General features: G+C 54.3%; 16 protein-coding genes. 9 read left to right on the plus strand and 7 right to left on the minus strand.

Features of this window, described 5'->3' with window-relative positions; translation table 11 throughout:
• Nucleotides 1-78: 78 nt before the first annotated feature.
• Entirely contained in the window at nt 79-552 is a 474-nt protein-coding gene (gene greB, locus ACUY4S_RS01965; protein ID WP_312689687.1) for a transcription elongation factor GreB, read from the minus strand.
• Nucleotides 553-769: 217 nt separating this feature from the next.
• On the opposite strand from greB, the gene ompR reads away from it, so the two are divergent.
• Both ompR and envZ read left to right on the plus strand, forming a co-directional pair.
• On the plus strand, nt 770-1,489 hold the full coding sequence (gene ompR / locus ACUY4S_RS01970) for an osmolarity response regulator transcription factor OmpR (protein WP_001157751.1): 720 nt from the start codon (nt 770-772) through the stop codon (nt 1,487-1,489).
• A complete protein-coding gene (gene envZ / locus ACUY4S_RS01975; RefSeq protein ID WP_312689685.1) occupies nt 1,486-2,838 on the plus strand; it encodes a two-component system sensor histidine kinase EnvZ in 1,353 nt (450 codons plus the stop codon). The genes ompR and envZ overlap by 4 nt, the downstream gene beginning before the upstream one ends.
• A gap of 44 nt (nt 2,839-2,882) precedes the next feature.
• Here the strand turns inward: envZ and pckA are convergent, their stop codons facing one another.
• The 5 genes from pckA to ACUY4S_RS02000 all read right to left on the minus strand — a co-directional run bounded on the left by pckA (nt 2,883) and on the right by ACUY4S_RS02000 (nt 9,021).
• Nucleotides 2,883-4,502 (minus strand): phosphoenolpyruvate carboxykinase (ATP), encoded by a 1,620-nt coding sequence (gene pckA, locus ACUY4S_RS01980; protein WP_458022874.1) that lies wholly within the window; start codon nt 4,500-4,502, stop codon nt 2,883-2,885.
• Between the two features lie 335 nt (nt 4,503-4,837).
• Nucleotides 4,838-5,716, minus strand: a complete 879-nt coding sequence (gene hslO / locus ACUY4S_RS01985) for an Hsp33 family molecular chaperone HslO (protein ID WP_312689681.1) — start codon at nt 5,714-5,716, stop codon at nt 4,838-4,840.
• Between the two features lie 24 nt (nt 5,717-5,740).
• On the minus strand, nt 5,741-6,142 hold the full coding sequence (gene hslR / locus ACUY4S_RS01990) for a ribosome-associated heat shock protein Hsp15 (RefSeq protein WP_312689679.1): 402 nt from the start codon (nt 6,140-6,142) through the stop codon (nt 5,741-5,743).
• A complete protein-coding gene (gene yrfG, locus ACUY4S_RS01995) occupies nt 6,142-6,819 on the minus strand; it encodes a GMP/IMP nucleotidase (protein ID WP_458022875.1) in 678 nt (225 codons plus the stop codon). The genes hslR and yrfG overlap by 1 nt, the downstream gene beginning before the upstream one ends.
• Before the next feature lie 66 nt (nt 6,820-6,885).
• Nucleotides 6,886-9,021 (minus strand): intracellular growth attenuator family protein, encoded by a 2,136-nt coding sequence (locus tag ACUY4S_RS02000; protein ID WP_458022876.1) that lies wholly within the window; start codon nt 9,019-9,021, stop codon nt 6,886-6,888.
• Nucleotides 9,022-9,336: 315 nt separating this feature from the next.
• On the opposite strand from ACUY4S_RS02000, the gene nudE reads away from it, so the two are divergent.
• Nucleotides 9,337-9,897, plus strand: coding sequence for an ADP compounds hydrolase NudE (gene nudE, locus ACUY4S_RS02005; RefSeq protein WP_312689673.1), 561 nt, complete (start codon nt 9,337-9,339; stop codon nt 9,895-9,897).
• 86 nt (nt 9,898-9,983) lie between these two features.
• Here the strand turns inward: nudE and mrcA are convergent, their stop codons facing one another.
• Nucleotides 9,984-12,536 (minus strand): peptidoglycan glycosyltransferase/peptidoglycan DD-transpeptidase MrcA, encoded by a 2,553-nt coding sequence (gene mrcA / locus ACUY4S_RS02010; protein WP_312689671.1) that lies wholly within the window; start codon nt 12,534-12,536, stop codon nt 9,984-9,986.
• Between the two features lie 119 nt (nt 12,537-12,655).
• On the opposite strand from mrcA, the gene ACUY4S_RS02015 reads away from it, so the two are divergent.
• The 6 genes from ACUY4S_RS02015 to aroK all read left to right on the plus strand — a co-directional run bounded on the left by ACUY4S_RS02015 (nt 12,656) and on the right by aroK (nt 16,775).
• Complete coding sequence (locus tag ACUY4S_RS02015) at nt 12,656-13,441, plus strand: DNA utilization protein HofM (RefSeq protein ID WP_458022877.1); 786 nt, start codon at nt 12,656-12,658, stop codon at nt 13,439-13,441.
• Entirely contained in the window at nt 13,441-13,974 is a 534-nt protein-coding gene (locus ACUY4S_RS02020) for a PilN domain-containing protein (protein WP_458022878.1), read from the plus strand. Before ACUY4S_RS02015 ends, ACUY4S_RS02020 begins: the two co-directional genes overlap by 1 nt.
• Nucleotides 13,964-14,425 carry a HofO family protein gene (locus ACUY4S_RS02025; RefSeq protein WP_312689665.1) on the plus strand — a complete coding sequence of 154 codons (462 nt, stop codon included), beginning with the start codon at nt 13,964-13,966 and terminating at the stop codon, nt 14,423-14,425. The genes ACUY4S_RS02020 and ACUY4S_RS02025 overlap by 11 nt, the downstream gene beginning before the upstream one ends.
• Nucleotides 14,415-14,762 carry a HofP DNA utilization family protein gene (locus ACUY4S_RS02030; protein WP_312689663.1) on the plus strand — a complete coding sequence of 116 codons (348 nt, stop codon included), beginning with the start codon at nt 14,415-14,417 and terminating at the stop codon, nt 14,760-14,762. Before ACUY4S_RS02025 ends, ACUY4S_RS02030 begins: the two co-directional genes overlap by 11 nt.
• The gene (hofQ, locus tag ACUY4S_RS02035; RefSeq protein WP_312689661.1) at nt 14,728-15,963 is read left to right on the plus strand and encodes a DNA uptake porin HofQ; all 1,236 of its coding nucleotides are present in this window, start codon (nt 14,728-14,730) and stop codon (nt 15,961-15,963) included. The genes ACUY4S_RS02030 and hofQ overlap by 35 nt, the downstream gene beginning before the upstream one ends.
• A gap of 290 nt (nt 15,964-16,253) precedes the next feature.
• Entirely contained in the window at nt 16,254-16,775 is a 522-nt protein-coding gene (aroK, locus tag ACUY4S_RS02040; protein ID WP_312689659.1) for a shikimate kinase AroK, read from the plus strand.
• Nucleotides 16,776-16,801: the final 26 nt, after the last annotated feature.

The following is a 16,801-nucleotide window of genomic DNA, read 5'->3' on the forward strand; positions in this document are numbered from 1 at the left end:
TAAAAACAGCGTGTAGTTATACGGACTGACGTTGCAAATTGCCAGCCGTGATGGGGACTTCCGGACGCTTCCGGGCTGCTACTTAACGTATTCAATGTGGTTGACATACCAGGTGGCTTCACCGCCCGGTGTTTGCACCACGGCGACATCGCCCTCTTCTTTTTTCAGCAGGGCGCGGGCCATCGGAGAGTCAATGGAGATATAATCTTTGCGGCCAAAAATTTCGTCGTAGCCGACAATACGAAAGCGCAGGGTATCCCCGTCGTCGTTTTCGATTTCCACCCATGCGCCGAAAAAGACTTTGCCTTCCTGCTGCGGTGAGTAATCCACGATTTTCAGATTCTCGAGGCATTTGGTCAGATAGCGCACCCGGCGATCAATTTCACGCAGACGTTTTTTATTGTACTGGTAGTCTGCATTTTCGCTGCGATCGCCAAGGCTGGCGGCCCAGGTCACTTTTTTGGTGACCTCCGGGCGCTCCTGGCGCCAAAGAAAATCGAGTTCCTGCTTCAGTTTGTCGTAGCCTTCACGGGTGATCAGGGGCGTTTTCATGCAATAGCCTTTTCATTTCCTTTTGCACACTTTACAAATAGCTGTGTCTAACGTGCAGATTAATCATGCTTTCTGTGATGAAATGTGCATATAACTTGCTGTTAAATATGCTTTGTAACAATTTCGACTAGAATGTATACCAGATTTCGCTGGTCGTTAACGCGCACTTTTTTAGAATACGGATGCATAATTGTCGGAACCTTTGGGAGTATAAACAATGCAAGAGAATTATAAGATTCTGGTAGTGGATGACGACATGCGCCTGCGCGCATTGCTTGAGCGTTACCTTACCGAGCAGGGCTTCCAGGTTCGTAGCGTGGCAAACGCTGAACAAATGGATCGTTTGTTAACCCGTGAATCTTTCCATCTGATGGTGCTGGACCTGATGTTGCCCGGCGAGGATGGCCTCTCTATCTGCCGCCGTCTGCGCAGCCAGAGTAACCCAATGCCGATCATTATGGTGACGGCGAAAGGGGAAGAGGTGGACCGTATTGTTGGCCTGGAAATCGGTGCTGATGACTACATTCCCAAACCGTTCAACCCGCGTGAATTGCTGGCGCGTATTCGTGCGGTACTGCGTCGTCAGGCGAATGAGCTGCCTGGTGCGCCGTCACAGGAAGAAGCGGTCATTGCGTTTGGTAAGTTTAAACTGAACCTCGGCACGCGCGAGATGTTCCGTGAAGATGAACCGATGCCGTTGACCAGCGGTGAGTTTGCGGTGCTGAAGGCACTGGTCAGCCACCCGCGTGAACCCTTATCCCGCGATAAGCTGATGAACCTGGCGCGTGGCCGTGAATATTCGGCAATGGAACGTTCTATTGACGTGCAAATCTCCCGCCTGCGCCGCATGGTGGAGGAAGATCCTGCACACCCTCGCTATATTCAGACCGTATGGGGTTTGGGCTACGTCTTTGTGCCGGACGGCTCTAAAGCATGAAGCGAGTGCGCTTCTCACCGCGCAGTTCATTTGCCCGCACGTTGTTGCTCATCGTCACCTTGCTGTTCGTCAGCCTGGTGACGACCTACCTGGTGGTGCTGAACTTCGCCATTCTGCCCAGCCTCCAGCAGTTTAATAAGGTTCTCGCTTACGAAGTCCGTATGTTGATGACCGATAAACTGCAACTGGAGGATGGTACGCAGCTGGTCGTGCCGCCAGCGTTTCGTCGTGAAATTTATCGCGAACTCGGTATTTCCCTTTATTCCAACGAGGCGGCAGAAGATGCCGGCCTCCGTTGGGCGCAGCATTATGAATTCCTGAGCCAGCAAATGGCGCAGCAGCTCGGCGGCCCGACAGAGGTGCGCGTCGAGGTGAACAAAAGCTCCCCGGTGGTGTGGTTGAAAACCTGGCTGTCGCCCAATATTTGGGTGCGCGTGCCGCTGACCGAAATCCATCAGGGCGATTTCTCTCCGCTTTTCCGCTACACGCTGGCGATTATGCTGATGGCGATTGGTGGCGCCTGGTTATTTATCCGTATCCAGAACCGACCCCTTGTTGACCTGGAGCATGCTGCTTTGAAGGTCGGGAAAGGGCAAATTCCGGCCCCGCTGCGGGAGTATGGCGCATCCGAAGTGCGCTCGGTGACCCGCGCCTTTAACCAGATGGCGGCTGGGGTGAAGCAGCTGGCAGACGATCGCACGTTATTAATGGCCGGGGTCAGCCATGATTTGCGTACGCCGCTGACGCGTATTCGTCTGGCGACGGAAATGATGGCCGAGGAAGATGGTTATCTTGCGGAGTCTATTAACAAAGATATCGAAGAGTGCAACGCCATTATCGAGCAATTCATCGATTATCTGCGTACCGGGCAGGAGATGCCGATGGAGATGGCGGAGCTGAATGCGGTACTTGGCGAGGTGGTAGCGGCAGAAAGCGGCTACGAGCGAGAAATCGACACTGCGCTGAACGACAGTGAAATCTTCGTGCGTATGCACCCGCTCTCCATTAAACGCGCTGTTGCGAATATGGTGGTGAATGCCGCGCGCTATGGAAACGGTTGGATCAAAGTCAGCAGCGGCACCGAGCTGAATCGCGCGTGGTTCCAGGTGGAAGATGACGGTCCGGGGATCAAGCCGGAGCAGCGTAAGCATCTGTTCCAGCCCTTTGTTCGCGGCGACAGCGCCCGCAGTACCAGCGGCACCGGTCTTGGGCTGGCGATTGTTCAGCGTATTGTGGATAACCATAACGGCCTGCTCGAACTGGGCACCAGCGAGCGAGGCGGATTATGCATTCGCGCCTGGTTGCCTGTTCCCATCGGCCGACTGAATGGTCAAGCGAAAGACGCGTAAAAAACCCGCCATGTGGCGGGTTTTGTTTCTCTTGCGTAGCCGAATTACAGTTTTGGCCCGGCGCTGACCAGCGCGGCACCAGCTGCGGTATCGGTGTACTTCTCAAAGTTCTCAATGAACAGCTTCGCCAGTTGGGTGGCTTTTTCCTGCCATTGTTCCGGGGATGCATAGGTACTGCGGGGATCGAGAATGTGGGTATCGACGCCGGGCAGTGTGGTTGGGATAGCCAGGTTGAACATCGGCAGTGTGAAGGTTTCTGCATCATCCAGCGAACCATTGAGGATCGCGTCAATAATTGCCCGCGTGTCTTTGATCGAAATGCGTTTGCCTGTCCCGTTCCAGCCGGTATTCACCAGGTAGGCCTGCGCACCTGATGCCTGCATCCGTTTCACCAGAACTTCTGCATACTGCGTGGGGTGCAGCGATAAAAACGCTGCACCAAAGCAGGCGGAGAACGTGGGGGTGGGTTCGGTGACGCCGCGCTCGGTGCCTGCCAGTTTTGCTGTAAAGCCAGAAAGGAAATGGTACTGCGTCTGGCTGGCGGTCAGGCGGGACACTGGCGGCAGCACGCCGAAGGCATCGGCGGTGAGGAAAATGACCTTAGTGGCATGACCCGCTTTCGACACCGGTTTAACGATGTTCTGAATATGGTAAATCGGGTATGACACACGCGTATTTTCCGTTTTCGAGGCGTCATCGTAGTCGATGCTGCCATCGGCGCGGACGCTGACGTTTTCCAGCAGCGCATCGCGGCGGATGGCGTGGAAGATATCCGGTTCGGCCTCTTCAGAGAGACGAATCGTTTTGGCGTAGCAACCGCCTTCAAAGTTGAAGACGCCATCGTCATCCCAACCGTGTTCATCATCGCCAATAAGGCGACGTTTCGGATCGGTAGAGAGGGTGGTTTTACCGGTACCGGAAAGACCAAAAAATACCGCCACATCACCCTGCTCGCCAACGTTAGCAGAGCAGTGCATTGACGCGATCCCCTGTAACGGCAGCAGGTAGTTCATGATCGAGAACATCCCTTTTTTCATCTCGCCACCGTACCAGGTTCCGCCGATCAGCTGAATGCGTTCGGTAAGGTTAAAGGCAATAAAGTTCTCGGAGTTAAGGCCCTGCTCTTTCCACTGAGGGTTAGTGCACTTCGCGCCGTTCATCACGATAAAGTCCGGTTCAAAGCTTGCCAGCTCTTCATCGGTTGGGCGAATAAACATGTTTTTGACAAAGTGCGCCTGCCAGGCCACTTCGGTAATAAAACGCACTGCGAGGCGCGTGTCCGGGTTCGCACCGCAAAACGCATCAATAATAAACAGACGTTTTCCGGAGAGTTGCTGCGTAACCAGGCCTTTTAAATGTTGCCAGACTTCCGGCGAGAGCGGCTTGTTGTCGTTCTTGCCTTTGCCCTTGTCAGACCACCACACGGTGTCGCGGGTGGTGTCGTCACGTACAATGTATTTATCCTTCGGTGAACGGCCGGTAAAAATACCGGTGTCCACAGCGACAGCTCCCGAATTCGTCAACACGCCACGCTCGTATCCTTCCAGGTCAGGACGTAGTTCCTCCTTAAACAATGTATCGTAGTCGGGATTGTAGACAACATCCTGTACGTCGTTGATACCATAAGCCTTGAGATCTTGCGGGGTTAAGCTCTTAACGCGCATTTCACTACTCCTTAGCCAAGATGTACTGCCTGAAATTGTAGGGGTATTCTTCATTTGTTAACCGGGACGACGCTCATAGATTTACGTATCTCAACAATTGCCAGTCGACGAAAAAAGCTGTGATACATGGCACATAAGGGAACGGATTATGGCAAATTCAAGCATAATGATCGGGAAAATGTTCCTGAAATGCCATAAAGCAACATTTTTAACGGTCAGAGTGTGACTGTAATCGCTTTCATGAAAGGAAATTACGTAACACTTTCAGGCGGGATTTTAACGGAAACGTGACAAATTATGCAAAGCGCCGCCCTGGAAGGCGGCGCAAATTCGCATTAATGTACCTGGGGATCGGCAGGAGAGGCGTTATTGCGGATTTCAGCAATATCCATTGCATTAAAGATGTAGTGATTTCCGCAGTAGTCGCAGTGCATATCGATCTCGCCCTCTTCAGCGATGATGCTATCCACTTCTTCGTCTGGCAGCGTTTTGAGCGCGCCTGCGCAACGTTCGCGAGAGCAGGTGCACTTGAACTCAACCGCTTGCGGATCGTACAGCGTCACTTCTTCTTCATGGTACAAACGCCACAGCACATCTTCCGCATTCAGCGTGAAGAGTTCGTCGGCTTTGACGGTTTCGGTCAGGACCGCCAGGTGTTCAAAATCTTCGGCCTGGGTTTCCTGTGCAGGCAGCACCTGCAGCAGCATCCCGCCGGCGGCAGGCTGGCCGTCAACATCGCCAGTACGGATGAACAGGCGCGTCGGCAACTGTTCTGAACGCAGGAAATAATCTTCCAGGCAGGCGGCCAGCGTGTCGCCTTCCAGGCCAACCACACCCTGATAACGTTCGCCTTCTTCCGGGGTAATAGTGATCACCAGGTAGCCGTTGCCGAGCAATGTTTTCAGATCGGCATTTTCCGGTACATCGCCCTGTACGCGAGCAACGCCGCGCATTTGCTGGCGGTTGTTACCATTGATCACAGCCAGGCTCATGGGGCCATCACCCTGCAGCTGCACGGTAATATCACCCGCGAACTTCAACGTAGCGGTTAGCAGACTGGTGGCGACCAACAGCTCACCGAGAATGGTTTTCACCGGCAATGGGTAATTGTGGTTTTCCAGCACCTGTTTCCAGGTTTCGGATACGGTCACCAGCTCGCCGCGTACGGCATAGTTCTCGAACAGATAGCGGTGTAATTGGTCTTGATGGGCCATAATTGTCTCTCTTGCGGGTGAGCGTTACTCGCTGTCACCGTATTTAAATTTCATCAGATCGCGGCGTTCTTTCTTATCCGGGCGACGATCAGGGTGGGGCATGGTCAGCGCATTCAGTTTGCGGGCAAGCGTCATCTTCTCGCGCTTCTCAATGCTTTCTGCCGTCTCTTCATAAAGCGTAACGGCTTCATTAGCCGGACGGCGCTGCTCTGTAATGCCCTTGATGACGACAGTGCGTTCATCATTTCCCTGACGTAACGTTAACGTGGCATTCAGCTCGACGATTTTACTCGGCTTGCTGCGCTGCCCGTTGTAATGCACTTTGCCGCCCTCGATCATCTCGCGGGCAATGGCGCGGGTTTTATAAAAACGCGCCGCCCACAGCCATTTATCCAGTCGGACATCTTGCGCAGGCTGCTGTTTCATTAAGCCTCCTTGAGAAGCGAAGGGATCAAGTGGCGATAATCACTCATTCCTGGATGACGCAGATAACTTTTTTGGGCAAGCCCGGAGTCCGGGTTGGTCACGCCCAGGCAATAACGAATACCGAATTTCGCGGCTGCATCCAGAATGGGCTCGCTGTCATCAATGAACAACGTTCTCTCGGGATTTAACCCCGTTTCCTGCACGACAGCATGCCACAAACGCTGATCCTCTTTCGGATAACCAAATGTGTGGGTGGAAAGCAATAAATCAAGGTGCGACGCCAGACCGGTATGTTCGAGCTTGACCGCTAAATTATGCGGGTGCGCATTGGTCAACAGAATGCGGCGCTTACCGCTTTTTTGCAGCGCATCTAAAAAGGGCACGGTATCGTCGCGCAGTACCGCGCCTGGCCCTTGTTGCGTGGTCATGGCGCAAATATCAAGACCGAGGCGTTCGCTCCAGTAATCCAGACAATACCAGTTTAGCGTATGCTGCACGGCGTGATATTCCTGGCGGAGTGCCTTGTTCGCTTCCTCCGGTGTTAAGCCAAGCTTTGCACCGTAAGTTTCCGGCACCAGTTTTTGCCAGAAAAAGTTATCGAAAGCGAGATCGAGCAGCGTGCCATCCATGTCCAGCAATACGGTATCAACGTTTTGCCATGCGATATCAATATGCATAGGGGAAACTCCAGCCAGAGGGGAACCTGCGCGACAGGTTAACACAGCTCACGCAGGGGATCGTTATCAGCTGAGGCTTTCCTGGGTGGGGAGAAGTCGCGGATTCAGACAGCTTTCATAATACTGCTGAATTTCTTCCAGCCGCGTGCGGTTGCGCTGGTAACGACGCAAAGCAAGCACGCCGTTATAAAGGGTGCTGATAACCATCGCCAGCAGCAGGACCGTGGTGCCGGCATAACGCCACAAGCCGGTCGCATCAGGCATGCGGTGCAGACTGATATGTCTGGTCCCATTCGCGTCGGTAACGATATTGGTAATGATCCCTTCGGCACTGAACGGTGTTTGCATGAGCATTTGCGCCAGCCGCTGGAACTCTGTCCATTGCTCCTGGGCGGGGTAATCATAGAGCGCAATGGGTGGCCACGGCTGATCGACCAGCTCGCTACCTTCTTCGCTGATAATTAAAAAACCGCCAGGAGCCGGGCTGTTTAGAGCCTGCGCCGCGCGTGTCGTCTCGCGCATGATAAACGGCGCGGTTGAGGTGGTGACCAGATTATCCAGCGACTCAGCGCTTACCGGACGCAACAAAACGTTAACGCCGGTCAGTTTCCCATCACTCGCGCGCTTTGTCAGCGTATCCCAGTCTTTGCTGTTGCCCAGGTTGACCAGCGCATTTTTCAGTCGCAGGCATTCATCGGCAGCGGAACACAACTCCTGGGTTTTCAGGACGATATCGGCGAAATCATCCAGCAACACCATGCCGGATTTCTGAATAGCGGAGCGCAATACCGGACTCACGCGGGAGTCATCTTCAGCGGTGGGATGCAACTGACGGCTGACAGCCTGCGCAAGCGCAGTGGCTTTGGTCACCGTATCTGATTCAGGTAACGGCAACGGCGGGGCATTGTTCCAGATGATTTGCGAACAATCGAACGGTGTAAATGGCGATGTCTGGCGCGACGCCCAGTTGCTCTGCGTGTGAATGCTGCACATACCGGTACCGCTCAGGCGCAGCGTGTCGCCAACGCGCAACCCGGCAGCTTCCAGTTGATTAACGCTACTGGCTTCGATGGTTTGTGCGCCTTTGATCCACGAGACAGTGAATTTGATCGGCATATCCAGCGGCACCCAAATTAGCAGCATAGCCAGCACGACCAGCGAACCCGTGGAAATGACAGCGCTGCGCACCCAGTGCTGTAGCGGGAAGTTCTTAACTTCATCATGCAGGGATAAAAAGCGCCCCTGGCGAACGACATGGCGATCGAGATAAATATCGATATCGGTTTGCTGCCCCAGATCCTGCGTGACGAAGGGCTGCCAGTGACGGGGATAAATCAGGTCGATAATGCCAAGCGAGATATTATTCATCTGCTCCTGATTATTTTCACCGAACAGCCCCCAGCGCTTTGGCGTGCCGCGCAGGCAGTGGATTTCACGCAATGTGTTTTTGGCTGGGGGTGCGTAAAGCCCCCACAAGCCTGCGGCCAGCAGCATAATGGCACCGCCTGCCAGCCACGGTACGAAAACTTCTGGCGTCACTAGGCAGAAAAAGAACAACAAGAATGCGGTCGACACCAGCAGCGCTTCGCGCATACCGTCCGGCCGGCTTAAGGTATGCTCCTCCGGCGTTTCGCGGCGAATATTCAGCAGTTCAATTTGCTCGGTTTCTTCACCGCGGATGGCCGAATGGGTCGACGAAACACGTTCCAGATCGCCGCTACGCTCTTCATACATATATTCGCCGAGGGTGTGGCCATTCAATGAAATCACCAGCGGCAGGGAATCGGTACGGATCAGCTCAACGTTGTTTTCGTCCGTAATGTACTGCTCCCAGAAAGGCGGCAGATGAACTTCCACGGAGTCGAGATAATAGCGCCACTTATTGGGCGCGTCGGTGGTTATGCCATAGCGCGTGATCGCGTGCGTCACAACCAGCACGGTACCGCTGTGGGCATTTAAAGTGATCGCAACCGGGGCCGTGGTGGCGCCGGTAGGGCCGGGGATATGTTGGGTACGGGAAAGCGACTCGAGATAATTTTCAACGGCTTCGCGCTCTTCTGGCAAGAGTTTACGGGTCGTCGCGCCCGCGAAAGCCTGAAGATAAGGCAGTCGATAGCGACGTTGCGACCTGAACCTGAAAATCCATCCACCGAGGAATGCGCAGGCCAGCATAGCAGCGAAAACAATCAAAATGGTGCTCATGCTTTCCCCATCTTACTTTTTCTAACAGGTGTAGTCAGTTGCACCCTTCCCGTAATAACGTGTGTGGCTGGCCGTTGCAAGCGGAAATTAACTTGAATAATTTTAAGCGCATACCATCGCGTGTAAGGATAGCAAAACCACCCTAACGGGAATATCAGCAAATTCTTAGTTTTATTTCAACCTATTGACTTTTTGGTTTATTTGGGGATTTGATTTCTGATAAGTTGCAAGAATGTAAATAAGCGGCGAATGACATTGCCCAACGGGGACTAGTGTCGCACAATAACGCAAGTTTCTCTGCAAAGACCGATAATAATGAGCAAATCATTGCAAAAACCCACCATTCTTAACGTCGAGACAGTCGCCACTTCACGACTTTTTAACGTAGAAAGCGTGGATCTGGAATTTAGCAACGGTGTGCGCCGTGTTTACGAACGCATGCGGCCTTCCACGCGCGAAGCCGTGATGATAGTGCCGATTGTCGACGACCACCTGATTCTGATCCGCGAATATGCGGTGGGAACCGAATCCTACGAGCTGGGATTTCCCAAAGGGCTTATCGATCCGGGTGAGAGTATATACGAAGCGGCGAACCGTGAACTAAAAGAAGAAGTGGGTTTTGGTGCAAAAGAGCTTACTTTTCTGAAAAAACTCACGATGGCGCCCTCTTATTTCTCCAGCAAGATGAACATCATTCTTGCCGAGGATCTCTATCCTGAGTCACTACCGGGCGATGAGCCTGAACCGTTGCCGCAGGTTCGTTGGCCACTGAAGCATTTAATGGATTTACTCGAAGATCCGGATTTCACTGAAGCGCGCAACGTGAGCGCACTGTTTTTAATTCGCGAATGGTTGCAAGCGCAGGGCCGACTCTGACGGCACTCACCAAAAAAAATAAAAAGGGCGCCGGAGCGCCCTTTTTATTGTCTGTTTTCAATTCCCTTTGGGGAGGGGGTTGATGATCAGAACAGTTCGTGAGTCTCACCGTTATCAATAATCGTCGTACCCACTTCATGTACGGCCTGCTGGGTAGGCTGCGTACCTTCAATGAAGTACTCCTGACGACTGCTTCCCCCGCTAGCCAGTTGGCCGGTGCTGCGGTCGATATTCACGGTTACCACGCCCGGCGGTGGCGTTAACGGCTCTTCCGGTACACCCTCCAGCGCGGCTTTCATGTAGGCATCCCATGCAGGTTGCGCGCTTTTCGCGCCGCCTTCATAACCCGAAATTTGATCTTTGATGGCCCCGGAAGCGGTCGTTCGTCCCAAATCGCGACGGTGATCGTCAAAACCGATCCACACCGAGGTGACCACGCCCGGCCCATAACCGGAGAACCAGGCATCTTTCGAGCTGTTGGTGGTCCCGGTTTTACCGCCGATATCATTACGCTTGAGGTCGCGGCCAGCACGCCAGCCTGTGCCCTGCCAGCCGGGTTCGCCAAAGACGTTACTGTTCAGCGCGCTCTTGATTAAGAATGACAGCGGAGTGCTGATAACGTGCGGCGCGTACTCTTCGCCGCCGCTTCTCTGCACCAGCGCCTGATTCGCCTGCTCCAGTTGCGGCATTGGCACGGAGGCATTCTGCTGCTCCTGCGACATGGCCACATTCTCCATATCTTTGTTTTCCAGCACGTTCGATTTCGGCGTTTCACCGTAAATCACCGGAATATCACACTCTGCGCACGCCACTTTCGGGCGCGCTTCAAACAGGACGTTGCCCTGATCGTTTTCGATTTTGGTGATGTAATACGGATCAATCAGGAAGCCGCCATTAGCCATCACTGAATATCCCCTTGCTACCTGCATCGGCGTGAATGACGCAGAGCCGAGTGCCAGAGATTCAGTATGGACAATGTTTTGCGCCGGGAAGCCGAAACGTTGCAGATACTCTGCGGCGTAATCGACACCCATGGCGCGCATAGCACGAACCATAACCACGTTCTTCGACTGCCCCAGCCCCTGGCGCAGGCGGATAGGACCGGCATACTCATCCGGCGAGTTTTTGGGTCGCCAGTCTGAGCCTGCGCCTGCGTCCCAACGTGAAATGGGCACATCGTTCAGAATGCTCGCCAGCGTCAGGCCTTTATCCATCGCCGCAGTATAGAGGAACGGCTTGATGTTCGAGCCAACCTGGCGCAATGCCTGAGTGGCACGGTTAAATTTGCTCTGGTTAAAGTCAAAGCCACCCACCAACGCCAGCACGGCACCGTTACGTGGGTTGAGGGAAACCAGCGCGGAGTTAACATCGGGGATCTGACCCAGCCACCACGCATCGTTCACCTTACGTACCCAGATTTGCTGCCCGGCCTGCACCACATCGGTTACTTTACGCGGCGTTGCACCTTGCTGCGTATCGGAACGGTAAGGGCGCGCCCAGCGCATGCCTTCCATACGAAGCGAGACCGAGGTGCCATCTGCCATCATCGCGGTCGCTTCTTGCGGATTCGCGCTGGTGATCACCGCCGGAGCAAGGGGGCCGTAGCTCGGTAGCGTCTTCAGAGAATCGATGATCTTTTTGCTGTCCCATGCGGCTTCACCCACTTTCCACAGCACATTGGATGGACCGCGATAGCCGTGACGCATATCGTAATCCATCACGTTATTGCGCACCGCTTCCTGCGCTGACTGCTGCACTTTACGGGTGATGGTGGTGTAAACGCGGTAGCCGTCTTCATAGGCTTTATCGCCATACTTTGCCACCATATCCTGGCGCACCATCTCAGAGAGATACGGCGCAGAAAAGGCGATTTCTGGCGCATGGTAGTTAGCATCAATGGCTTCACTACGAGCCTGGTCATACTGTTGCTGCGAGATATAGCCTTCGCTCTGCATACGTGCCAGCACAACATTACGGCGCGCTGTTGCACGGTCGAGCGAGTAGAGCGGGTTAAAGGTCGACGGTGCTTTGGGCAGGCCGGCAATAACCGCCATTTCGCTCAACGTCAGCTGATCGACCGACTTGCCGAAGTAGACTTGCGCAGCGGCGCCGACGCCATAAGCACGATACCCGAGATAGATCTTGTTGAGATAAAGCTCAAGAATTTCATCTTTATTAAGTAACTGCTCAATACGGACTGCCAGGAACACCTCTTTAATCTTACGCATCAGCGTGCGTTCCGGGCTTAAGAAGAAGTTACGCGCCAACTGTTGCGTGATGGTGCTCGCCCCTTGTGAAGCATGGCCGGAAAACAGCGCCACGCTGGCGGCGCGGAAAATTCCCACCGGATCGACACCGTGATGCTCGTAAAAACGGCTGTCTTCAGTAGCAATAAACGCTTTCACCATTTCTGGCGGAATCTGATTGAGAGAGAGCGGAATGCGGCGCTTTTCGCCGTACTGCGCGATCAATTCGCCATCAGCACTGTAGACCTGCATCGGGATCTGTAACCGCACGTCCTTGAGCGTAGCGACGTCAGGCAACTGCGGTTCAATATATTTGTACAGCCCGTATATCGAGCCTGCTCCCAGCAGAATGCAACAAACTGCAAGGATGAATAAATACTTTACGAACTTCACTGGAGATTTCCCATTTAGTGGCATTTGGGCAGTTTATAAACAACCGCGCGGTAGTATAAAGGCAAGCCTGATGCATTGATATAGCGTCATCCAGAGAGACGATAAGGAGATCGTAATTTATGACAATTCATTCATGGCAAATTGGGCTTCATATTCAAGAAGATGGCATCTTTATTGTTGCCATCGCCGCAGGCCGGCGCGGCCCGGCGTTACGCCGCTGGTGGCATTTTCCTCTGGCCGCCGGTGCGATAGTGCAGGGGCGGATTAAAGCCCCTGACCTTCTACTAAATGTTCTGCGTCCCTGGCGGCAAACACTTCCTCAGCGCCACTGTGTACGCCTGGCATTCCCTACCGGTCAAACGCTGCAAAGAAAGTTACCACGACCGAATTTCTCCCTGCGCGAACAGGAACTTTCCGGTTGGGTGTCGCATGCGATGGCGCGTGAACTGGAGATGGCGGAAAGCGATCTCTGTTTCGATTTTATCGAAGATGAGACGGCCAGCGCCTATGGGGTGACGGCAGCGCAAACCAGAGATGTGGCAACCCTGTTAGGCATTGCAGAGGCGCTGTCGCTACACATTTCATTTATTACGCCGGATGCCAGTGCACTGCAAACACTGCTCCCCTGGTTGGTTTCACCCACTCGCTGTCTCGCCTGGCGTGACGAGCGGCAATGGCTATGGGCGATGAAAGAGGGCTGGGGGCGGCGCGTGCGTGAAGAGGCCGATACGGCGGCACACCTGGCGCACTTGCTGGGTCTGGCTGCGGGAGAGCTTATTGAATGTGGTGATGAGCAAGGCTGTTTTGATTGCTGGACGGCAATCCCGCGACGCCAGCCACCCTTACCTGAAGCCGGGGGACGTTATGCCGTAGCCCTCGGTCTGGCGCTCGCCGGGAGGCGCTGATGTCGCAAATGGTCAATTTCTTACCCTGGCGGCAGCGGAGGCGGCAGCGCAGGGTGCGAGGTTGGGCAGCTCTGTTCACTGCGACGGTGCTGTTACTCTTCGTCGTGGGTGCTGGCTGGCGCAGCACCCTGAGCGTTGATCTTCAGGCGCTCACGTTATGGCAGCAATCGGATCACGCTTTACTGGCGGCACTGGTGGCCGCAGAGCAGCCTTTACAGACTAAATGGCAGCGCTGGCTGGCAGCGCAAGCCCGTTTGCAACGCCAGCAGCAGACTCGGGCATGGCGGCCGATACTCACTGCCCTGGCGGAGAACCTGCCGCAACAGGCCTGGCTCACGCAGCTCCGCTGGCAGCAGAATACGCTGGAACTGATAGGGCTGACGAGTGCAGTGGCCGCACTGAGCGAACTGGAACATGCCTTACAGCAAGTGCAGGGCTTTCAGTTGCTGCCTGCCGGAGCCACGATGCGTGACGCGCAAGGGCGATGGCAGTTTCATTATCAACTGAATAAGGAGCCGCAGCATGCGCCTTAATGCAGATCGCTGGCTGGCTTTATCGCCGTTCAGGCAAGTGCTGTGCTGGTTGCTAAGTGTCCTTTTGGGGGGATTACTGCTGTGGTGGTTAATCCTCTTGCCATTGAAAAATGGCCAGGCACAGCGGCTTAGTCAGCAGGCAACGCAGCAGAACCTGTTACGTGAGCAATGGCGCAAACTGCGCGCCATCAGCCCACCAGCGCACAAAGAATCTGACGCCGCATTACGGGTCTTCACCCCGCTGGATTTCCAGGGCGCAGGGCGGCAACTGACCCGCTGGCAACCCACGCAAAACGGGGGTGAGATGATGCTGGAAACGGAATGGCACGCGGTGGCTGGCACATTTCCGCTGATTGCTGAACGTAACATGCTGATTTCGGCCTTCTCACTGCTTGCCGATGAACGTGGCTTACATTTTACGCTGCGGCTGGAGCACGATAATGAGGGTTAAACGTCTGCTATGGGCAAGCAGTTTCTGCCTGCTGCTGACCGGAATGCGCGACCCTTTTCAACCGCCGCCGGATACATGCCAGATAGCAGAGCTTAGTCGCTGGCATTTTCACGGCATGGTGGAGAGCGCCCAACGGGTTGGCATCTTACGTGATACCGCCGGCGGCTGGCATCGCGTCGTTATTGGCGAAACGCTGCCAGTGGGGTGGCGGATTATCGCTATCGATCAACATGAAATGCAGATTGCCACGGGCGAAGGGTGCCACCCGCCGCAGTGGCGATGGAAACGAGAAGGAACGCAAAATGTGGAAAAGGATACTACTCCTCGCGTGTTGTAGTGCGCCGTTAGCGAGTGCCGGGGAAGCCAGTCTTGTCACGCTGACGGTGGATGGCGCACCTGTCGCGCAGGTCTTACAGGCGCTGGCTTCGCTGGAAAAACAGAACCTGGTGATCCCGGCGGAAGTGGCAGGCTCACTGTCGCTGAGCCTGGTGGATGTGCCCTGGAAACAGGCGCTGCAAACGGTGGCGACCAGCGCCGGACTGACTCTGAGCCAGCAAGGCAATATCTGGCTGGTGCATACGTCCAGCTGGCGACAGCAGCAACAGGCGGAACAAGAGGCCGCGGTGGCAAAACGCAAACAGAATGCCCCGGTTCTTACTCGCGCGATGGTGCTGCGTTATGCCGATGCGGGTGAACTGGCGAAGGCCGGAGAGAAGCTGCTCAGCCCGCAAGGCTCAATGACAGCGGATGAGCGCCTTAACCGCTTACTGGTTCGTGATAATAAAGAAGGGCTGGCGGCGATAGAAAAGTGGGTAGCGCAGATGGATTTACCCATTGAACAAGTAGAACTGGCGGCGCATATCGTCACGATCAACGAAAAAAGCCTGCGTGAGCTGGGGGTTAAATGGGGACTGGCGCAATCTGATGTGGCATCGCGCGGGCAACTTAGCGTGCTGTCGGCACAAATGCCAGCCGCCGCGGCGAGTACCCGCATCGGCTTTAATATTGGCAGCATCAATGCGCGTCTGCTGGAGCTTGAACTCTCCGCACTGGAACAAAAGCAGCAGTTGGAGATCATTGCCAGCCCCCGTTTACTGGCATCACACCGCCAACCAGCCAGTATCAAACAAGGCAGTGAGATCCCGTATCAGGTTTCCAGCGGGGAAAACGGCGTAACCACGGTGGAATTTAAGGAAGCGGTGCTGGGCATGGAGGTCACACCCGTCGTGCTTCCTGACAAACGAGTGCGTTTGAAGTTACGAATTAGCCAGAATATGCCGGGCCAGGTTTTACAGCAGGCCGGCGGGGAGACACTCGCGATTGATAAACAGGAAATCGAGACACAAGTCGAAGTTAAAAGCGGCGACACGCTGGCATTGGGTGGCATCTTCTCGCAAAAAAGGAGCAACAGCGGCGATCGCGTGCCAGGCTTTGGTGCACTTCCTGGCGTCGGGCGATTGTTTCGCCACGATACGAAAGATAATGAACGGCGCGAGCTGGTGGTGTTTATCACCCCGAGACTGGCATCGGTACATTAATCCCGCCGTAACACCTCTTTTTCTACGGAACTTGGTTCAGGTGTTTGACGTGAGAGATGATTTAGCTTACAAGGAGTACCGATTTGAGCGTCAGTAGTCTCCGTCGAGCCTGAATGGCTATCCGCGTCCGACTGGTAATTTAATGTGTTGCCAAACAAGCCGGAGTACTGAGATAATTTTCGATCTGACTCTCGCACTATCGCATATGAGGTTTCAGTTCATGTCCTGCTACGCTGGGTGTCTGCGAAGCGGGTTTATCATCAACGAATAGTCTTAGTAGTACCGAAAAAATGGCAGAGAAACGCAATATCTTTCTGGTTGGGCCTATGGGTGCCGGCAAAAGCACTATTGGGCGTCAGTTAGCTCAACAACTCAATATGGAATTTTACGATTCTGATCAAGAGATTGAGAAACGAACCGGAGCTGATGTGGGCTGGGTCTTCGATGTTGAAGGTGAAGAAGGTTTCCGCGATCGCGAAGAAAAAATCATCAACGAGCTGACGGAAAAACAGGGCATCGTACTGGCCACCGGCGGCGGTTCTGTAAAATCTCGCGAAACCCGTAATCGTCTCTCCGCCCGTGGAGTAGTGGTTTATCTGGAAACCACTATCGAAAAACAATTGGCTCGCACTCAACGTGACAAAAAACGCCCGCTTCTGCAAGTGGACGCGCCGCCGCGCGAGGTGTTGGAAGCATTGGCGAATGAACGTAATCCGCTGTACGAAGAGATTGCGGACGTCACCATTCGTACCGACGACCAGAGCGCTAAAGTGGTCGCAAACCAGATTATTCATATGCTGGAAAGTAACTAATTCTGGCTTAATTACAGGCCTGCGGG

It is taken from the genome of Kosakonia beeri, assembly GCF_054165705.1.

Excerpts from the sequence above, each read along its gene's own strand:
- hslO (WP_312689681.1), bottom strand. The coding sequence starts at position 5,716 with ATGGCCCATCAAGACCAATTACACCGCTATCTGTTCGAGAACTATGCC.
- hofQ (WP_312689661.1), top strand. The coding sequence starts at position 14,728 with ATGTGGAAAAGGATACTACTCCTCGCGTGTTGTAGTGCGCCGTTAGCG.
- ACUY4S_RS02025 (WP_312689665.1), top strand. The coding sequence starts at position 13,964 with ATGCGCCTTAATGCAGATCGCTGGCTGGCTTTATCGCCGTTCAGGCAA.
- ACUY4S_RS02000 (WP_458022876.1), bottom strand. The coding sequence starts at position 9,021 with ATGAGCACCATTTTGATTGTTTTCGCTGCTATGCTGGCCTGCGCATTC.
- ACUY4S_RS02030 (WP_312689663.1), top strand. The coding sequence starts at position 14,415 with ATGAGGGTTAAACGTCTGCTATGGGCAAGCAGTTTCTGCCTGCTGCTG.
- ACUY4S_RS02020 (WP_458022878.1), top strand. The coding sequence starts at position 13,441 with ATGTCGCAAATGGTCAATTTCTTACCCTGGCGGCAGCGGAGGCGGCAG.
- pckA (WP_458022874.1), bottom strand. The coding sequence starts at position 4,502 with ATGCGCGTTAAGAGCTTAACCCCGCAAGATCTCAAGGCTTATGGTATC.
- yrfG (WP_458022875.1), bottom strand. The coding sequence starts at position 6,819 with ATGCATATTGATATCGCATGGCAAAACGTTGATACCGTATTGCTGGAC.
- hslR (WP_312689679.1), bottom strand. The coding sequence starts at position 6,142 with ATGAAACAGCAGCCTGCGCAAGATGTCCGACTGGATAAATGGCTGTGG.
- envZ (WP_312689685.1), top strand. The coding sequence starts at position 1,486 with ATGAAGCGAGTGCGCTTCTCACCGCGCAGTTCATTTGCCCGCACGTTG.
- ompR (WP_001157751.1), top strand. The coding sequence starts at position 770 with ATGCAAGAGAATTATAAGATTCTGGTAGTGGATGACGACATGCGCCTG.
- nudE (WP_312689673.1), top strand. The coding sequence starts at position 9,337 with ATGAGCAAATCATTGCAAAAACCCACCATTCTTAACGTCGAGACAGTC.
- aroK (WP_312689659.1), top strand. The coding sequence starts at position 16,254 with ATGGCAGAGAAACGCAATATCTTTCTGGTTGGGCCTATGGGTGCCGGC.
- greB (WP_312689687.1), bottom strand. The coding sequence starts at position 552 with ATGAAAACGCCCCTGATCACCCGTGAAGGCTACGACAAACTGAAGCAG.
- ACUY4S_RS02015 (WP_458022877.1), top strand. The coding sequence starts at position 12,656 with ATGACAATTCATTCATGGCAAATTGGGCTTCATATTCAAGAAGATGGC.